The organism is uncultured Ralstonia sp. (assembly GCA_913056305.1).
Classification (GTDB): Bacteria; Pseudomonadota; Gammaproteobacteria; order Burkholderiales; family Burkholderiaceae; genus Ralstonia.
The window spans coordinates 25,662-43,038 of the sequence record CAJXMR010000010.1 but is presented as its reverse complement, the minus strand read 5'-3'; the positions used below and the strand labels follow the sequence as shown (position 1 = coordinate 43,038).

Sequence of the window (17,377 nt, the reverse complement as noted above, 5' to 3'; positions counted from 1 at the left end):
CGCGGGAGTCCCTGGCACCACCCTGACACAACAAGAAACGGAGTGCGAGGCCGCGCGCATGCGAAGCATGCTGCGGCCCAAGCGTTTTCCAAAACTTTCCTCTTTGCCCATCCCAACGAAATCGAGTGACATCATGAGCCTGTCCAAACGCACTATCGCCTTGGTCGGCGCCGCCGTGGTTGGCGTCGCTGTCGTGGGCACCTACGACCTCGTCTCCAGCGCCGGTGCCTCGCAGCAGCCGGCCGCCGCCCCCGCTGCCACACCGGTGGACGTCGCGCCCGTCATCGCGCGCAACGTGACGGAGTGGGACGAGTTCTCCGGCCGCATCGAAGCCGTCGAACGCGTCGAGATCCGCCCGCTGGTGAGCGGCACCGTCACGGCCGTCCACTTCAAGGACGGCAGCATCGTCAAGAAGGGCGACCCGCTGTTCACCATCGACCCGCGCCCCTACGCTGCCGAAGTGGCCCGCACGCAGGCGGCACTGACCGCCGCCAAGTCGCGCGTGGCGTACACCACGTCGGAGCTGGACCGTGCGCAGAAGCTGGTGGCCGACAACGCCATCGCCCGCCGCGAGTTCGAAGAGAAGGAAAACGCCGCACGCGAGGCACAGGCCAACCTGCAGGGCGCCGCCGCCGCACTCGATGCGGCCAAGCTGAACCTGGAGTACACGCACATCGTGGCGCCGGTCGCGGGCCGCGTGTCGCGTGCGGAGATCACCGTGGGCAACGTGGTGGCCACGGGTGGCGCCGCACCGGTGCTGACCACGCTGGTCTCGGTCTCGCCGATGTACGTGGCCTTCGATGCCGACGAGCAGAGCTACCTGCGCTACTCCGCCAAGGCAGCCCAGGGCACGAAGACGCCGGTCTACATCGGCCTGGCCAATGAAGACGGCTACACGCGCGAGGGCGTGATCCAATCGGTCGACAACCGGCTGGATGTGCGCTCAGGCACGATCCGCGTGCGCGCCACGCTGGACAACGCCGACGGCCGCCTCACGCCGGGCCTGTACGCCCGCGTGAAGATGAGCAGCGGCGCCCCGCACGACGCCGTGCTCATCAGCGACAAGGCCATCGGCACGGACCAGGACAAGAAGTTCGTCCTGGTGGTGGATGCCGCCAACAAGACCAGCTACCGGCCGGTCACGGTGGGCGCGTCCATTGATGGCCTGCGCGTGGTGAAGGCTGGCCTGAAGGCCGGCGAGCGCATCGTCGTCAACGGCATCCAGCGCGTGCGCCCGGGCGACGCCGTGGCACCCAACGCGGTGACCATGGACAGCCTCGTGGCCAAGCGCGCGGTGCGCCCGGGCGCGCTGCCCGACGCACCCGCCGCGCCGGCCGAAGCCGCCGCCCCCACGCCCGCCACAACCCCGGCCGCCAAGGCAGAACCGCAGGCCAAACCAGCGAACGCCAAGACCGCCGTCGCACAACGCCTGCCGGCAGATCGCGCCTGAATGCGGCGCCTGATCGCGTCTGAACCTCATCGCTCTCATCGCATCAAGCCATGAACTTCTCTAAATTCTTCGTGGACCGCCCCATCTTCGCCGGGGTGCTTTCCACGCTGATCCTGCTGATCGGGATCATCTCGATCTGGCGATTGCCGATCTCGGAATACCCCGAGGTCGTGCCGCCCTCGGTGGTGGTGCGCGCGCAGTTCCCGGGCGCCAACCCGAAGGTGATTGCCGAAACCGTCGCCTCGCCGCTCGAAGAGCAGATCAACGGCGTCGAGAACATGCTCTACATGCAGTCGCAGGCCAACAGCGACGGCAACATGACCCTGACGGTGACCTTCAAGCTGGGCACCGATCCGGACAAGGCCCAGCAGCTGGTGCAGAACCGTGTCTCGCAAGCCCTGCCGCGCCTGCCCGACGTGGTGCAGCGCCTGGGCGTGACCACCATCAAGAGCAGCCCCGACCTGACGATGGTGGTGCACTTGCTGTCGCCCAACGACCGCTACGACATGACGTACCTGCGCAACTACGCGGTGCTCAACGTCAAGGACCGCCTCGCACGCATCAGCGGCGTGGGCCAGGTGCAGCTGTTCGGCTCGGGCGACTACTCGATGCGCGTGTGGCTGGACCCGAACAAGGTGGCCGAGCGCGGCCTGACCGCCAATGAGGTGGTGCGTGCCATCCGCGACCAGAACGTGCAGGTGGCGGCCGGCGTGATCGGCGGCTCGCCCTCGGTGCCGGGCACGGACCTGCAACTGTCCGTGAACGCCCAGGGTCGCCTGAAGACCGAGCAGGAATTCGGCGACATCATCCTCAAGAGCTCGCCCAACGGCGCGGTCACGACCCTGCGTGACGTCGCCCGCATCGAACTGGCCGCGTCGGAATACGGCCTGCGCTCGCTGCTGGACAACAAGCAGGCGGTGGCGATTCCGATCTTCCAGGCGCCGGGCTCCAACGCGCTGCAGATCTCGGACGACGTGCGCAAGACCATGGCCGAGCTGAAGCAAGACTTCCCGGAAGGCGTGGACTACCGCATCGTCTATGACCCGACGCAGTTCGTCCGGTCGAGTATCGAGGCCGTCACGCACACGCTGCTGGAAGCCGTGGCGCTGGTGGTGCTGGTGGTGATCCTGTTCCTGCAGACCTGGCGTGCGTCGATCATCCCGCTGCTGGCGGTGCCGGTGTCCATCATCGGGACGTTCGGGCTGATGCTGATGTTCGGCTTCTCGATCAACGCGCTGTCGCTCTTCGGGCTGGTGCTGGCGATCGGGATCGTGGTGGACGATGCCATTGTGGTGGTGGAGAACGTCGAGCGGAACATCGCTGAAGGGTTATCCCCACGCGAGGCCACCTACAAGGCCATGCGCGAGGTGAGCGGTCCGATCATCGCCATCGCACTGACGCTGATTGCCGTGTTCGTGCCGCTGGCCTTCATGTCGGGCCTGACCGGGCAGTTCTACAAGCAGTTCGCGCTGACGATCTCGATCTCGACGGTCATCTCGGCGTTCAACTCGCTCACGCTGTCGCCGGCGCTGGCTGCGCTGCTGCTCAGGAGCCATGACGCACCGAAGGACTTGCTGGCGCGGGTGATGGAGCGCGGGCTGGGCTGGATCTTCCGTCCGTTCAACCGCGTGTTTGGCGCCGCGTCGGAGTCGTATGGCCGCAGCACCTCGCGCGTGATCGGTCGCAAGGCAGTCATGCTTGGCATCTACCTGGCGCTGATCGGCCTGACCGCCGTGCTGTTCAACAAGGTGCCAGGCGGCTTCGTACCGATGCAGGACAAGCAATACCTGGTGAGCTTCGCGCAACTGCCCGACGGCGCCTCGCTCGACCGCACGGAAGACGTGATCCGCCGCATGTCGGACATCGCCCTGAAGCACCCCGGCGTGGAAAGCGCCGTGGCCTTCCCGGGCCTGTCGATCAACGGCTTCACCAACAGCCCGAGCGCCGGCATCGTGTTCGTCACGCTCAAGCCGTTCGACCAGCGCAAGAGCGCCAACCTGTCGGGCGGCGCGATCGCCGGGCAGCTGAACCAGCAGTACGGTGCCATCAAGGACGCGTTCATCGCCGTGTTCCCGCCGCCGCCGGTGCAGGGCCTCGGCACGGTGGGCGGCTTCAAGCTGCAGCTGGAAGACCGCGGTTCGGTCGGCTATGAGCAGCTCTTTGCCGCCACGCAGGCCTTCATGGCGAAGGCACGCAAGACGCCGGAGCTGGGCCCGTCGTTCTCGAGCTACCAGATCAACGTGCCGCAGTTGAATGCGGATCTGGACCGCGTCAAGGCCAAGCAGCTCGGCGTGCCCGTCACGGACGTGTTCGACACCATGCAGGTCTACCTGGGCTCGCTGTACGTGAACGACTTCAACCGTTTCGGCCGCACCTACCAGGTGAAAGTCCAGGCGGATGCGCCGTTCCGCGCCCATGCCGAAGACATCCTGCAACTGAAGACCCGCAACGCCGCCGGCGACATGGTGCCGCTGTCTTCTTTGCTGCGCGTGTCGCAAGGCTTCGGGCCAGACATGGTGGTGCGCTACAACGGCTATACCGCTGCCGACATCAACGGCGGCCCGGCCCCGGGCTTCTCGTCGGGCCAGGCGCAAGCCGCAGTGGAGCGCATCGCGCATGAAACGCTGCCCAAGGGCGTGCGCTTCGAGTGGACCGACCTGACGTATCAGCAGATCCTGGCTGGCAACTCCGCCGTGTGGATCTTCCCGTTGTGCGTGCTGCTGGTGTTCCTGGTGCTGGCCGCGCAGTACGAAAGCCTGACGCTGCCGCTGGCCGTGATCCTGATCGTGCCGATGAGCCTGTTCGCCGCCATGCTGGGCGTGTGGGTCTCGCATGGGGATAACAACATCTTCACGCAGATCGGCCTGGTGGTGCTGGTGGGGCTGGCGTGCAAGAACGCGATCCTGATCGTGGAGTTTGCGCGCGAGCTTGAGCTGCAGGGACGCACCATCGTGGAAGCCGCCATCGAGGCCTGCCGCCTGCGTCTGCGCCCGATCCTGATGACGTCGATCGCCTTCATCATGGGCGTGGTGCCCCTGGTGATGTCGACCGGTGCCGGCGCTGAAATGCGCCATGCCATGGGCGTGGCCGTGTTCGCGGGGATGCTGGGGGTGACGCTGTTCGGCCTGTTCCTCACGCCGGTGTTCTACGTGCTGCTGCGCACGCTGGCCTCGCGCCGTGGCCAGCGCTCGGAGGACGCACCCGACCTGGATCTGGACGCAGGTGGCTCGGCACTGCCGCTGCCCTCCGGCCAACACTAATCAAGACAACGTTATGAACGTGTTCAAACAACCATCTGGTCAGGCAGTGCGGCCGGGCCGCTGGACCCCGCTGGCGCTGGCCGCCGCGCTGTTCCTCGCGGCCTGCTCGCTGGCCCCGACCTACGAGAAGCCGGACGTGGGCACGCCCAACGCCTTCAAGGAAGCAGTGCAGCCCGCCGACGCACCGCTGGCCGCCGGCGAACAGGGCAAGTGGAAGACCGCCGAGCCCTCCATGCCCACCGACGGTGCGTGGTGGAAGGTCTTCAATGACGCGACGCTCGACAGCCTGGAAGCGCAGGCGGCCGAAGCCAGCCCCACGCTGGCCGCCGCCGCCGCGCGCGTCAACCAGGCCCGCGCTTTCGTGCAGGCCAATCGGGCCGCGCTCTTCCCCGAGATTGATGCCGGCTTCGGCGGGACCCGCCAGCGCCCGTCGGATGCATCTGCCGGCCTGCCGGTCGGCGCGCCCGTGCCGGCCCAGACCTACTGGCGCGCGCAGGCCACCGTGGCGTATGAAGCCGACCTGTTCGGCCGCGTGCGCAACAGCGTGAGCGCCGCCGATGCCGACGCCGAGCGCGTGGAAGCGCTGTACCGCGCCGCCCGCCTCTCGCTGCAAGCCGATGTGGCACAGACCTACTTCAGCCTGCGCACGCTCGATGCCGAAGAGGCCCTGCTGGCCCGCACCGTGGTCGGCCGTGAAGAAGCCCTCAAGCTGGTGCAGCGCCGCTTCAACACCGGCGACATCGGCGAGCTGGATGTCGCCCGTGCCGATGCCGAACTGGCCACCGCCCGTTCGGATCGCATCGGCGTGCAACGCCGTCGCGCGGTGCTCGAGCATGCGCTGGCAACGCTGCTGGGCAAGGCGCCGTCCAACTTCACGATGAACGCCGATCCGCTGCAGGCAGCCAGCGTGCGCGTGCCGTCGGGCCTGCCCTCCGCCCTGCTGGAGCGCCGCCCCGACGTGGCCGCCGCCGAGCGCGCCATGGCTGCGGCCAACGCGCGCATCGGCGTGGCACGCGCGGCGTTCTTCCCGCAGCTGCAGCTCACCGGCGGCTTCGGCTTCGAATCGCATGACATTGGCGATCTGCTCAAGTGGGGCAGCCGCACGTGGCTGCTCGGGCCGCTGGTCGGCACCGCGCTATCGCTGCCGATCTTCGATGGCGGCGCGCGCAGCGCGGGCGTGAAACAGGCCCGCGCCGCGTACGAGGAGAATGTCGCCAACTACCGCGAGAGCGTGCTGGTGGCCTTCCGCGAGGTGGAAGACAACCTGTCGGACCTGCGCCTGCTGGCCGATCAATCCAAGGCCCAGGGCGACGCCGTGCGCGCCTCCTCGCGTGCCGCGCAGCTCTCGCGCACACGCTACAACGCGGGCTCGGTCAACTACCTGGACGTGATCGATGCGGAGCGCAACATGCTGTCGGCGCAGCGCATTGCGGTGCAGCTGGACGGCGGGCGTGTGAATGCGACGGTTGGGCTGATCAAGGCGCTTGGCGGTGGCTGGGGTGACCTGCCGGCGGCCCAGGCGACGGTGGCCAAGCAATAGAGCAGATGGGTAAGCGAAATTCAGCGCGGCTTCGGCCGCGCTTTTTTTTGTGCAGTCCCCCCCCCAAAAAAAACGCGGCGCCTTACGACGCCGCGTGCTGCACACCTGGGGGGAGCACAGAGTTAAACCGTGTCGAGCGTACGGCCCCGCGTTTCCGGCAGAGTCAGCGCGGCGAGGATCAGCAGCGCGTACGCGCCCGCCGCAAAGAGGCCAATCGCATGCCCCAGCGACGAATGCGCGCTCACCTGCCCGATCAGGAATGGAAAGCACGCGCCGATTGCCCGGCCGACGTTGTAGCAGAAGCCCTGGCCCGAGCCGCGCACCTCGGTCGGAAACAGTTCGGTCAGGAACGCGCCCATGCCGGCAAAGATGCCCGAGGCAAAGAAGCCGAGCGGAAAGCCGAGCAGCAGCATCGCCGCATCCGTCACCTCAAGGTGCGTGTAGAGCAGCGCCACCGTCATCGACCCGAGCGCGAACAGGATGAAGTTGCGCTTGCGCCCCAGCCGGTCGGTCAGGAACGCGCTGGTCAGGTAGCCCACGTACGACCCGATGATGACCACGGCCAGGTAGCCGCCGGTGCCGAGCACGGTCAGGTGGCGCTCGGTCTTGAGGAACGTGGGCAGCCAGGTGGTGATGGCGTAGTAGCCACCTTGGGCACCGGTGGTCAGCACGGCGGCGCGCAGCGTGGTCGACAGCAACTTCGGCGAGAAGATGGAGAAAAAGCTGGTGGCGCCTTCGGCAGATTGCCGCGTCTTGGCTTCCCGGAAGACCTCCGGCTCCTTGACCAGCCGGCGCAGGAAGAACACAAACACCGCCGGCACGATACCCACCAGGAACAGCACACGCCACGCTGTTTCCGGCGGCAGCACCGTAAACAGCCACGCATACAGCAGCGCCGACACCCCCCAGCCCAGCGCCCAGCCGGCCTGCACCATGCCGACCGCCTTGCCGCGGTCCTGCGCGCGGATCGCCTCGCCGATCAGCACGGCGCCGGCTGTCCACTCACCGCCAAAGCCGAAGCCCATCAGCGTGCGTGCGATCAGCAGTTGCTCGTAGTTCTGCGCGAGGCCGCACAGGAAGGTGAACACCGCAAACCACAGGATGGTGATCTGCAGCGCGCGCACGCGGCCGATGCGGTCCGACAGGATGCCCGCAATCCAGCCGCCCACCGCCGAGGCCAGCAGTGTGCAGGTGCCGATCATGCCGGCGTCTGCCTTGCTCAAGCCCCACATGCCGATCAGCGTGGGGATGACGAAGCTCAGGATCTGCGTGTCCATGGCGTCGAGCGCGTAGCCGACCTTGCAGCTCCAGAACGTGCGGCGCTCCTGCGTCGAGATTTCGCGGTACCAGCCGAACGGTCCGCCCGAGGGCGCAATGGCCTGCTCATTCGCCGGCGGCTGGGCCACCGTCGCTTCTGTCGTCATGGTGTTTCCTCCTTTGTCAGTGCTGTCTCGATCGTGATGCTGCGAAGCCTCTGCGGGCTTCGTCACATTCAGTGCAATGCCGCCGTGCGCAAGTCGGTGATCAGCATGTGGCCCGGCGCGTGCGTGATGCAAAGTTCGGGCCGGGCCTGCTGCACCACGGCCTGGGGCGTGACGCCGCAGGCCCAGAACACCGGCACCTCGCCGGGCAGCACCGGCACGGCGTCGCCCCAGTCGGGCTGCGCAAGGTCTGCGATGCCGATGGCCTCCGGGTCGCCAAAGTGCACCGGCGCACCGTGCGCGCGCGGCATGCGCGAGGTGATCTCGATGGCGCGGATGGCATCGGGCACCGACATCGGCCGCATCGATACCACCAGCTTGCCCGCCAGCCGTGCCGTGCCCACCGTCTCGATGGAGGTGCGGTACATCGCCACGTTGCGCGACAGGTCGATGTGCCGCAGCGGCACGCCGGCTTCGATCAACGCATGCTCGAACGAGAACGAGCAGCCGATGGCGAAGGCGACCATGTCATCGGTCCACAGCGCCTCGACTTCGATCGGCTCGTCCTCCAGCACACCATGGCGATAGACCCGGTAGCGCGGCACGTCGCGCCGCACGTCGATGTCGCGCCCGAGGTGGCGGAAGACCGGCACGCCCGGCTCGGTCACGTCCAGCACCGGACATGGCTTGGGGTTCAGCAGGCAGAAGCGCAGGAACTCGTTGGCCCACGGCTCGCGCAGCATCACGATGTTGGCCTGCACATGGCCGTCGCACAGGCCGCTGGTGTGCCCTTGCAGCACACCGGACCGAGCGGCCAGCCGGGCCGCATAGGGGGTTGCGCAGGTGACGTCGCCGCCGGCCCGTCCCAGCGTGGACACGGGTTCCGCTTGGGGCCGCGCGCTGGTTGCCGGGGCCGTCTCCACTGCCGTGTTCATGCGCTTTCCATTGCCGAGTTGATCGTGCGGTGGATTGTGAAAGCGCGATGACACCCGGTCCAACGAAACTTTTGGATGCCCGGCGATAGAAAAAGACGATTGCCCTGGCAGGTGCCGCCCCGCCATGGATGCCCGCTGTAGAATCGCACCCCGCGTTCCGCAAGCGACACAACCCCCGCCCCATGGACTACCAAGGCATCCTGGAAACCATCCAGCGCGACATCCAGCCGTTGCTGGGCAAGGGCCGCGTGGCCGACTACATTCCGGAGCTGGCCCGCGCCAGCGCCAGCGATTTCGGCATGGCCATCGTCACCCTGGGTGGCGATGTCTATCGCGTCGGGCAGGCCGAGGTGCCGTTTTCCATCCAGAGTATTTCCAAGCTGTTTGCGTGCACCCTAGCCTTCCAGCTCGAAGGCGAATCGCTGTGGCAGCGCGTGGGACGCGAGCCATCCGGCAATGCATTCAACTCGCTGGTGCAGCTCGAATACGAGAACGGCATCCCGCGCAACCCCTTCATCAATGCCGGCGCGCTGGTGGTGACCGACGTGCTGTGCCGCCGCTTCGTGCAGGCCGAGACCGCCATGGTGCAGTTCATGCGCCGGCTGGTCGGCAACGGCGCGATCGACTACGACCCGCGCGTGGCGCAATCGGAGCGGGACCATGCGGACCGCAACCGCGCCATGGCGCACTTCATGCGCAGCTTCGGCAACCTGCAGATGCCTGTCGAGACGGTCATCGACGCCTACTGCCGGCAATGCGCCATCGAGATGCATTGCGTGGATCTTGCACGTGCCGTGCTCTTCCTCGCCAACGGCGGCGTGGTGCCGTGGAGCGGCGAGCGCGTGATCGAAGCCAGCCCCGCCAAGCGGCTATCCGCACTGATGCTGACCTGCGGCACGTACGATGCCGCCGGCGATTTCGTTTACCGCGTCGGCCTGCCGGCCAAGAGCGGCGTGGGCGGCGGCATCGTGGCCGTGCTGCCGGGCGAGTTTGGCGTGTGCGTGTGGTCGCCGGGGCTGGATGTCAGCGGCAATTCGCTGGCGGGGCTGCAGGCGCTCGAATGGCTGACCACGCTCAGCGGCCGGTCGATCTTCTAAGCGCCTGCGCGCCTACGCGGCCACCGTGGCCGGCTCCGCCGCCACCAGGGCATAGCGCGGCCCCACCGACTGGCACAGCTCATGCGCCATGGTGCGCGCCAGCGCAACGATGGACTCGTGCACCTCCAGCCCGGCGCCAGCCCGCCACGAGGCCACCACCGGCAGTGGCGGCAGGGTCGGTTCGACCTCCAGCACCGTCAATGCACCGCTTTCGATCCGGTCGCGCACCAGCAGGGTGGGCAGGGCACCGATGCCGAAACCATCGCCCACCAGCCGCGTCATCGCCGCCACGGAGTTGACGCAGTTGATGCGCGGCGAGGCCACGCCATTGAGGTGCAGCAGGTTGAGCACATCCTGATGCGGACGTGAGCTGCGCACGAAGGTGATGAGGCGCTCCTGTGCCAGCTCGGCCAGGTTGGCGTATGGGTGTGCGAGCCGCGAGTTGCTGGCCACCACCCAGTGGATCGGGTAGCGCGCCAGCTCCACGTTGCGCACGCTCTCGGCACGCAGCAGCTCGGTCTGGAAAGCGATGTCGAGCAGGCCCTTGTGCAGCTGCTCGACCAGGTGCATGGCGCTGTCGGCCACCAGCTCGATCTCCAGCGCGGGAAACATCTCGGCGGTGCGCGCAATGAGCGGGCTCAGCCAGGTGTGGATGACGCTGTCCATGGCGCCCACGCGCACCCGGCCCTCGAAGCCCGGCCGTTGTGCCACCGCCGCCTGCATCTGATGCAGCGTGCTGACCATGCGATCGGCATACTCGAGCACCTTGTGGCCATCGGGCGTCAATTGCACACCGCGCGTATCGCGGTCGAACAAGCGCACGCCCAGCTCCTCTTCCAGCGCCGCGATGCGGGCCGAAATGGACGCCTGCGTGGTGAACAGCTTGTCCGCCGTCAGGCGGAAGCTGCGCAATCGCGCGACCCAGACGAAGGTCTCCAGGAATCGCAGGTTCATGCCGTGTCCCTTGTGTGCTCGCCAGCCGGTTCAATGATGGCGCATTCTGGGCGCCGCTGTGCCCGGGCGCAAGCCACCCCCCACCAAATTCAGCAGCGGTCATCCGCGTGCGGCGCAATGCGGAGATACGACATTCGCCCCCGCCTCACCCGCCATCACGACTTGGATGCCACGTAGGGCGTGCCGACCGCTTGATCCCCCTCGGCCCAGCGCAGCAGTGCCGCCACGTCGCGGAACAGCGTGCGGCTGATGCTGGTGTCCATGGGCACCGTGTCGTGCAGGCGCTCGGCCAGGCCGGCATTGGCGGCGGTCGGCACGAGATGGCGTTCGGCCATGCGGCGCATGCGCTCCGCCGCCTCGCCGCTGGCCTTGGCGATCACCATCGGCAGGGTGTCATCACCCGGGTAGTACAGCGCCACCGCATGGCGCGGGCTGAACACCACCGCCGTGGCGATGCGCATGCGGTCTTCCAGCGCGCTGTACTGGGCCTCCCGGGCCAGCTGCCGCCGCCGCGAGGCGATGTGTGGATCGCCCTGCATCTCGCGGTGTTCGCGCCGCAGCTCCTCGGTCGACATGCGGTTCTTCTTGAGGAACTCATGCCGCACGTGCCAGTAATCGATGGCGGCCATGACGACGTACACCACGGCCGCCCAGCCAAACAACATCAGCACCAGATGCGCAGCCACCGCCAGCACCGCCGCAGGCCGGCCATAACCCGCCTGCAGCGGCGCCGAGAGCGAACCGCGGACCACCGTAACCAGCACCAGCGCCAGGCAACCGACCTTGAGCAACATCATGGCCAGCGCGACCAGGTTGCGCACCGAGAACACCCGCTGCAGCCCCTGTGCCGGATTGAGCCGCGACAGCTGCGGCGCCACACGCTTGGGCGCGAACAGGCCGCCCACCTGCGCAAACGCGCCGGCCACAGCCAGCAGGATGACCAGCAACGCCACGCTCGCCGCCACCATCATCCACGTGGCCCCGGCTGACACCAGCACCTGCTGCAACACCGCCCCCGGGTCGCGTGCCCGCGCCGCTGCACCAACGGCCCCCAGCAATAGCCCGCGCAGCCGCTCGATCAGGTACGGCCCACCCTGCCACAGCAGCGCCAGCACGCCGATGAACACCAGCGTGCCGCCCACGTCTGCGCTGCGGACCACCTCCCCCTCGCGGCGCGCGTCCTGCAGGCGCCGCGGCGTGGGCTTGTGTTGCTTCTCGCTCATGAGGCGGGGCTGTGCAGCAGCGCGCGCAACAGCCAGACCATCTCGCCGTTGCTGCTGAGGAAGGTCTTCAACGACTCGAACACGAAGCCGAGAAACAGCACCATCATCAGCACCGCCAGCAGGCTCTTCACGGGCTGCGCAAACAGGAAGACGTTGAGCTGCGGCACCGCGCGGTTGATCAGGCCAATGCCGGCTTCGGCCACCACCAGCACGATGATCACGGGCGCGGCCAGCTTGACGGTCCAGCTCATGACGCTGTCGGCTTCGTGCACGGCAAACTGCTCCAGCGCCGCCTGCGCGCTGGGCAACATGCGCTCCACCGGCCACAGCGCGTAGGACTCGAAGAACGCGCCCAGCATGACGTGCAGCCCACCGCCGGTCACGAACAGCGTGATCGCCAGAAAGCCGAGAAAGCTGGCGGTAGCGCCGCTCTCATGCCCGGCCACCGGATCGAAGAACGACGCATTGCCCGAGCCGGTCTGGAAATCGATCAGGTGGCCGATGTTCTCCAGTGCCCACAGCAGCGCGCCAAAGGCCATGCCCAGCAGCACGCCGATCAGCGCCTCCTTCAACGCCAGCGCCATCCACAGCCCGCCGCCCTGCACCGTGAGCGCCGTGCCCTCCATGGCGGGGGCAACGAACACCGCGAGGATGGCGATCAGGCCGCTGCGCACCATGCCCGTGACCACACGCCCGCTGAACACCGGCACCATGAACAGGATCGGCAGCAGGCGCGGCAGCACCAGCAGCGCTTGCCGGAACAGCCCTTCCATCGCGGCGGAGTCGTAACCTTGCATGGGTGGCTAGGGGCGCGCGGCCCGGCGCGCTTGCAGCGCCTGCAGCGCCTCGAGCGCGGCGTCCTCTTCCTGCAGCGCCTGCGCGCGGCGCGCCGCTTGCACCGCACGCTGTGTCACGCGATCCACCGCCTCGCACTTGGCATTGGCACCTGCCACCAGCTTCTGCACGCGCGCCTGCTCGGCGTGTTCGCTCAGCAGGACCGTGGTGGCGTGTGTCGATTCGGCGTGCGCCTGCAGAATCTCGCGCTGCAGGGCCAGGCGCTCGGCATTGGCGCCGTGCAGCAGCGCCACCGCGGTGCGCGCGTCCTGTTGCACCGCCTCGCCGATGGCCGCGTCGTAGGCCGATTTGGCCGACACCGATTGCTGCAGGCCCTGCCAGGCCGCCGCGCCGCGCTGCTCGGCCTGGGCAACAACCGCGGCCTGGCGTCGCGCCCGTGCCACGGCACTGAGCTTGCGCGCCTGCCGCACCCGCGCGAGCTGGTGCAGGACATCGCTCATAGTGATTCCACCAGCGCGCGCAGGTCTGACACCGTGCCATCCAGCGGATGGTGCGCGTCCGTGTCCTGCTCGAAGAAGCGGCCAAGCGCCGCGTGAGCGCGCAGCGCGACATCGCCCAGCGCATCACTGCCCTGGCGGTATTCACCAATCTGCACCAGCAATTCGATCTCCTGGTATTTCGCCATCAGCTCCCGCACCCGCTGCGCGCTTGCCCGGTGCGCGGGCGTCGTCACCAGCGGCATCACGCGGCTGATGCTCGCCAGCAGGTCGATGGCCGGATAGCGCCCCGCCAGCGCCAGCTTGCGCGACAGCACGATGTGCCCGTCAAGGATGGAGCGCACCTCTTCGGCAATCGGGTCGCTCTCTTCGTCGCCCTCCACCAGCACGGTGTAGAAGGCCGTGATGACGCCCTGGGCGCCGGCGCCCGCGCGCTCCAGCAACTGCGGCAGCACCGAGAACGTGGACGGCGGGAAGCTGCGCCGCGTCGGCGGCTCGCCACTGGCCAGGCCGACCTCGCGCTGCGCACGGGCAAAGCGCGTGAGCGAATCGACCAGCAGCAGCACGTTCTTGCCGCGGTCGCGAAAGTACTCGGCCACGGCAGTGGCCACCATCGCGCTCTTCACGCGCTCCATGGCGGGCCGGTCGGAGGTGGAGACCACCAACACCGTCTTGCGCCGCGTGGCCTCCGGCAGGCACAGCTCCAGGAATTCGCGCACCTCCCGGCCGCGCTCGCCAATCAGGGCGATCACGTTGACGTCGCTCTGCGCGCCGCGCGCAATCATGCCCAGCAGCGTGCTTTTGCCCACGCCCGGCGGCGCGAAGATCCCCAGGCGCTGCCCCACGCCCACCGTCAGCATGGCGTCGATGGCGCGCACGCCGGTGGAAAGCGCCGTCTCGATGCGGCGACGGGACAAGGGACTGGGCGGCTCGGCATGGGTAGACGCGCGCTCGGTGGCAAACACCGGGCCGCCGCCATCCATGGGCGCACCCAGGCCGTCGATCACGCGCCCGAGCAACGCATCCCCCACCCCGAATCGATGCGCGCTGCCAGAGGGAATCACCTCGGTGGCCGCCGACAGGCCATGCACGCCGCCCAGCGGTGTGAGCAGCGTGGTCTGCCGCTCAAAGCCGACCACCTCGGCGTAGACGCTGCGCTCGCCGGGGGTGCGCAGCTCGCACACCTCGCCCAGCCGCGCCTGGATGCCCGAGGCGTTGAGCATCAGCCCCACCGCGCGGTGGATGCGCCCGCGCATCCGCACACCGGCGCCCAGCCCCCCCAGGCCATCCTGCCGCTCCAGCACGTCGCGCAGGCTGCGCTCCAGGTCGGCCTGGTCGATGGCGTGACGGGTGGTGGCCTGGCTCATGCCGGCGCTCCGACGATGGCCGCGCGCAACGCGGCCAGCTGCGTGTCGATGCCGGCCTCCAGCACGCCGGATGCTGTCTCCACCGCCAGGGCGTCGTCGCGCAGCGAGGCGTCGGGCACGATGCGGATGCGCTGCGTGGCGGTGGCGACCGTCGCCAGCGCGCGCTCGACATCGGCCACGCGCGGCGGCGCGATGCGCACCGTCAGCGCGGGCTCCTGTTCGATCAGCGCCTCCAGGCGGGCAAACGCCTTGGCGTAGATGGCGTCGCGCGGCAGGTCATCCGCCAGCTCGCGCACCGTGCGCGTGACCAGCTCGGCCATCAGCTGTTTCATGGCCGCCAGGGCGCGGGCGTTGGCCAGCGTGTCGGCGTACAACCGCGTGGCGGCCTCCAGTTCGCCTTTGGCAAAGCCTGCCGCGAAGCCCTCGCGCTGCTGCGTCTCGCATTGCGCGCGGGCCTCATCCAGCAGGCGCGTGCGCTCCTGCTGCGCGTTGGTCAGGATGCTGGTGGCGTTGAGCAGCGCGGCGTATTCGTGCTGCTTGAGCACTTTGCGCTCACTCAGGATCTGCAGCTTGTCGGTGGTGATCAGAAAAGCCAGTCCCATGCCGGTACCTGTTCAGGAATCAAGCTCAGGCGCAGCAGCTCGCCCAGTTCTGCGCGCTGCGTGCGGCCCAGCAGATAGGGCGGGCGGTGTCCATCGGCCCCGCCCCGGGGGAATTTGAGTGCGAGCCGCCGGCCGACCGCTGGCCCATAAGGCTGCAGGAAGTCCAGCAGCAGTTGGCGCCCGCGCGCGCGCAGCGTCTGCACCGCCAGGCGCGGGTACTGCCGCTGCGGCTCCAGGATCTCGCTCACCGCATCGAAGGCCGGCATGCGATAGAGCACGAACGTCACGGCGTCCGCGCCAAAGGCCGTGTCGATGACCTGCTGCATCTTGTGCGACACCTCGGCCTCGCGCAGCCACTGCCGGTGCAGGCAGAGGCCGCAGCAGGCGGCCAGGTGTTCGAGCGCATCGGCCGGCAACAGCGCGATGCGCTTTTCTGCGGTGCTGAAATCGTAATCGCGCGTCGCATCCAACCCGTGTGCCTGCAGCAGCGCGCGCGCCAGCACGGCGCGCCCGGCCTCGCCATAGCGGGCGGGGTCGCGCAGGTGCGCCGGCCACTCCATGGGCAGCCACGACGGATCGATATACCGATCGGGCCGCAGGTTGAACGTGGCCACCAGGCCAGCCAGGCGCCCAGCGAGACTCATGCCGCCGGCCTCTCGCGCCGGGCCGTGAGCGTATCGAAGGCACCGCGCCGCCAGGCCACCAGCCCGGTCACGACCACCGCCGCCACGATCAGTAGCCCCAGCAACCAGACCAGCGGGTTGCGCGTGCTGAACGTGCCCAGCAGCGCCACGCCCTTGCGCGGCTCCACCGGCACGGGCTGCACGCCCTGCAGGAACAGCGACACATTGTCGTAGCTCAGCCCCTCGATGCTGTGGGCGACGAGGTCCTTCACCATCGGCGCCATGGCGGTCAGGTTCACCCCCGGCCGGTAGCGGATGTAGACCGCCGCCGAGGCCGGCTTGACCTTGTCGCCCAGCGGGTCGTTTTCCGGAATCACCACGTGCACGCGCGCCAGCATTACGCCTTCCACGTCGAGCAGCGTGCGCGAGAGCTCCTGCGAGATGCCGTAGATGTAGCGCACACGCTCCTCCGCCGGTGTGGCGACCAGCCCCTGCTTCTGGAACACCTCGCCCAGCGAGGCCAGATGCGGGTGCGGCAGCCCTTGCGCGCGCAGGGTGGCCAGGGCGGCAGACATGTCGGCGTTGTCGACCGTGAGCGTCCAGGTGCGGGCGTCCTGCCCGTCCTGCGCGACCTTCTGGCCGCTGATGCCCGCGGACGACAGCGCGGCCACCATCTCGTTGACTTCCGGCTCGGACAAGCCGGTGTACAGCTCCTGCTCGCACCCCGCGAGCCCGAACAGGCACGCCAGCGCGAGCAGCACTCCCAGCAATCGCTTCATGTCAGCTGTCCTGGTTCTTCAGCAGCGAATGGCTCACGCCGTTGGCGGCCTGGGCGAAGCTCATGTCCATCTGGTATTCGGCCAGCGTCATGGAGGCGAAATAGCTGAAATCGGCCAGCTTGACCATCGTCATGGTCACGTCGGTCTTGTCGAGCGAGTCGAGCATCTCCTGGCGCTTGGCGTTGATGCTGGTGTAGCGCTGGTTGAGGTCGCGCCCGTAGTCGCGCCATTGCGCCATGGCGCCATCCGCTCCGGGGCCACGCGTGAAGGTGAAGGCGGCCTCCTGGGTGTGCGCTGTCGTGGGCACGGCGCTGGTGGGCTGCGCGGTGGCCACGTCGGGACGCATCATGCCGTTGAACTGGGCGGCGTCCGGCGCGTGCGCGGCCTGCGCGGACGGCATGCCGGCGCCCTGCTCGACATGCCCGCCGCCTTGCGCGGCTTGCGCCGCCGGGTTCGACTGCGCGTGGCCAGCTACCTGGACACCACTGGCCGGTGCCGCGCCAGCCTGCGTGGCGGCCACCGCCGCGATGGCTTGGGTTTCGATCGACATCGTTCCCTCCTGGATCGATGGGAAGACGGCGGCAGGCTCACACCCGCCGCCGCATGGGTCATCCGCCGTCAGCTGGCGCGGGCGCCGTCGCGAATGGCGCCGGCAGCCGCAGCCGACGTACGGTTCTGCGACTCCGCCGCGCCGATCATGGCGTTGGCCGCCGTGTTGATGGCAGAGGCGGCCTGCGTGGCCTGCGCGATCTTCATCTGGTCTGCGGACGATTGGTTGATGCTGCCGATGGCGCCGTCGACGCCGGTAGGTGCTGTTGCCATGGTGCTCTCCTG

The 17,377-nt window shown here is 68.4% G+C and carries 16 protein-coding genes; 4 read left to right on the top strand and 12 right to left on the bottom strand.

The genetic code is table 11. The features are described 5' to 3' along the window. Window positions 1-133: 133 nt before the first annotated feature. Genes QZ609_RS03425 through QZ609_RS03415 form a run of 3 tightly spaced genes read left to right on the top strand, consistent with a single transcriptional unit; the run spans window position 134 to window position 6,250 of the window. Window positions 134-1,450 carry an efflux RND transporter periplasmic adaptor subunit gene (locus QZ609_RS03425; protein ID WP_295491105.1) on the top strand — a complete coding sequence of 439 codons (1,317 nt, stop codon included), beginning with the start codon at window positions 134-136 and terminating at the stop codon, window positions 1,448-1,450. A gap of 50 nt (window positions 1,451-1,500) precedes the next feature. Beyond that, window positions 1,501-4,710, top strand: coding sequence for an efflux RND transporter permease subunit (locus QZ609_RS03420; RefSeq protein ID WP_295491104.1), 3,210 nt, complete (start codon window positions 1,501-1,503; stop codon window positions 4,708-4,710). Window positions 4,711-4,723: 13 nt separating this feature from the next. Then, window positions 4,724-6,250 (top strand): efflux transporter outer membrane subunit, encoded by a 1,527-nt coding sequence (locus QZ609_RS03415; protein WP_295491101.1) that lies wholly within the window; start codon window positions 4,724-4,726, stop codon window positions 6,248-6,250. 122 nt (window positions 6,251-6,372) lie between these two features. On the opposite strand, the gene QZ609_RS03410 is transcribed toward QZ609_RS03415, so the two are convergent. Then, the gene (locus QZ609_RS03410) at window positions 6,373-7,674 is read right to left on the bottom strand and encodes an MFS transporter (RefSeq protein WP_295491098.1); all 1,302 of its coding nucleotides are present in this window, start codon (window positions 7,672-7,674) and stop codon (window positions 6,373-6,375) included. Between the two features lie 68 nt (window positions 7,675-7,742). Further along, window positions 7,743-8,606, bottom strand: coding sequence for a putative hydro-lyase (locus tag QZ609_RS03405; RefSeq protein WP_295491096.1), 864 nt, complete (start codon window positions 8,604-8,606; stop codon window positions 7,743-7,745). 182 nt (window positions 8,607-8,788) lie between these two features. Between QZ609_RS03405 and QZ609_RS03400 the strand changes: the two genes are divergently transcribed. Beyond that, window positions 8,789-9,703 (top strand): glutaminase, encoded by a 915-nt coding sequence (locus QZ609_RS03400; protein WP_295491093.1) that lies wholly within the window; start codon window positions 8,789-8,791, stop codon window positions 9,701-9,703. 12 nt (window positions 9,704-9,715) lie between these two features. On the opposite strand, the gene QZ609_RS03395 is transcribed toward QZ609_RS03400, so the two are convergent. From QZ609_RS03395 to QZ609_RS03350, 10 genes are all read right to left on the bottom strand, one after another. Further along, on the bottom strand, window positions 9,716-10,657 hold the full coding sequence (locus QZ609_RS03395; RefSeq protein ID WP_295491090.1) for a LysR family transcriptional regulator: 942 nt from the start codon (window positions 10,655-10,657) through the stop codon (window positions 9,716-9,718). Window positions 10,658-10,812: 155 nt separating this feature from the next. Continuing rightward, the gene (locus QZ609_RS03390; RefSeq protein ID WP_295491088.1) at window positions 10,813-11,880 is read right to left on the bottom strand and encodes an EscU/YscU/HrcU family type III secretion system export apparatus switch protein; all 1,068 of its coding nucleotides are present in this window, start codon (window positions 11,878-11,880) and stop codon (window positions 10,813-10,815) included. After that, window positions 11,877-12,677 (bottom strand): type III secretion system export apparatus subunit SctT, encoded by an 801-nt coding sequence (gene sctT / locus QZ609_RS03385; protein ID WP_295491086.1) that lies wholly within the window; start codon window positions 12,675-12,677, stop codon window positions 11,877-11,879. The genes QZ609_RS03390 and sctT overlap by 4 nt, the downstream gene beginning before the upstream one ends. Before the next feature lie 6 nt (window positions 12,678-12,683). After that, a complete protein-coding gene (locus QZ609_RS03380) occupies window positions 12,684-13,175 on the bottom strand; it encodes a hypothetical protein (protein WP_295491083.1) in 492 nt (163 codons plus the stop codon). Continuing rightward, on the bottom strand, window positions 13,172-14,539 hold the full coding sequence (locus QZ609_RS03375) for a FliI/YscN family ATPase (RefSeq protein WP_295491082.1): 1,368 nt from the start codon (window positions 14,537-14,539) through the stop codon (window positions 13,172-13,174). The genes QZ609_RS03380 and QZ609_RS03375 overlap by 4 nt, the downstream gene beginning before the upstream one ends. Beyond that, the gene (sctL, locus tag QZ609_RS03370; protein WP_295491081.1) at window positions 14,536-15,141 is read right to left on the bottom strand and encodes a type III secretion system stator protein SctL; all 606 of its coding nucleotides are present in this window, start codon (window positions 15,139-15,141) and stop codon (window positions 14,536-14,538) included. The genes QZ609_RS03375 and sctL overlap by 4 nt, the downstream gene beginning before the upstream one ends. Continuing rightward, window positions 15,123-15,785, bottom strand: a complete 663-nt coding sequence (locus QZ609_RS03365; RefSeq protein WP_295491079.1) for a SctK family type III secretion system sorting platform protein — start codon at window positions 15,783-15,785, stop codon at window positions 15,123-15,125. The genes sctL and QZ609_RS03365 overlap by 19 nt, the downstream gene beginning before the upstream one ends. Next, the gene (gene sctJ / locus QZ609_RS03360) at window positions 15,782-16,543 is read right to left on the bottom strand and encodes a type III secretion system inner membrane ring lipoprotein SctJ (RefSeq protein ID WP_295491075.1); all 762 of its coding nucleotides are present in this window, start codon (window positions 16,541-16,543) and stop codon (window positions 15,782-15,784) included. Before sctJ ends, QZ609_RS03365 begins: the two co-directional genes overlap by 4 nt. A 1-nt stretch (window position 16,544) precedes the next feature. Next, complete coding sequence (locus QZ609_RS03355; protein WP_295491072.1) at window positions 16,545-17,093, bottom strand: hypothetical protein; 549 nt, start codon at window positions 17,091-17,093, stop codon at window positions 16,545-16,547. Window positions 17,094-17,161: 68 nt separating this feature from the next. Next, entirely contained in the window at window positions 17,162-17,365 is a 204-nt protein-coding gene (locus tag QZ609_RS03350) for a hypothetical protein (protein ID WP_295491069.1), read from the bottom strand. Window positions 17,366-17,377: the final 12 nt, after the last annotated feature.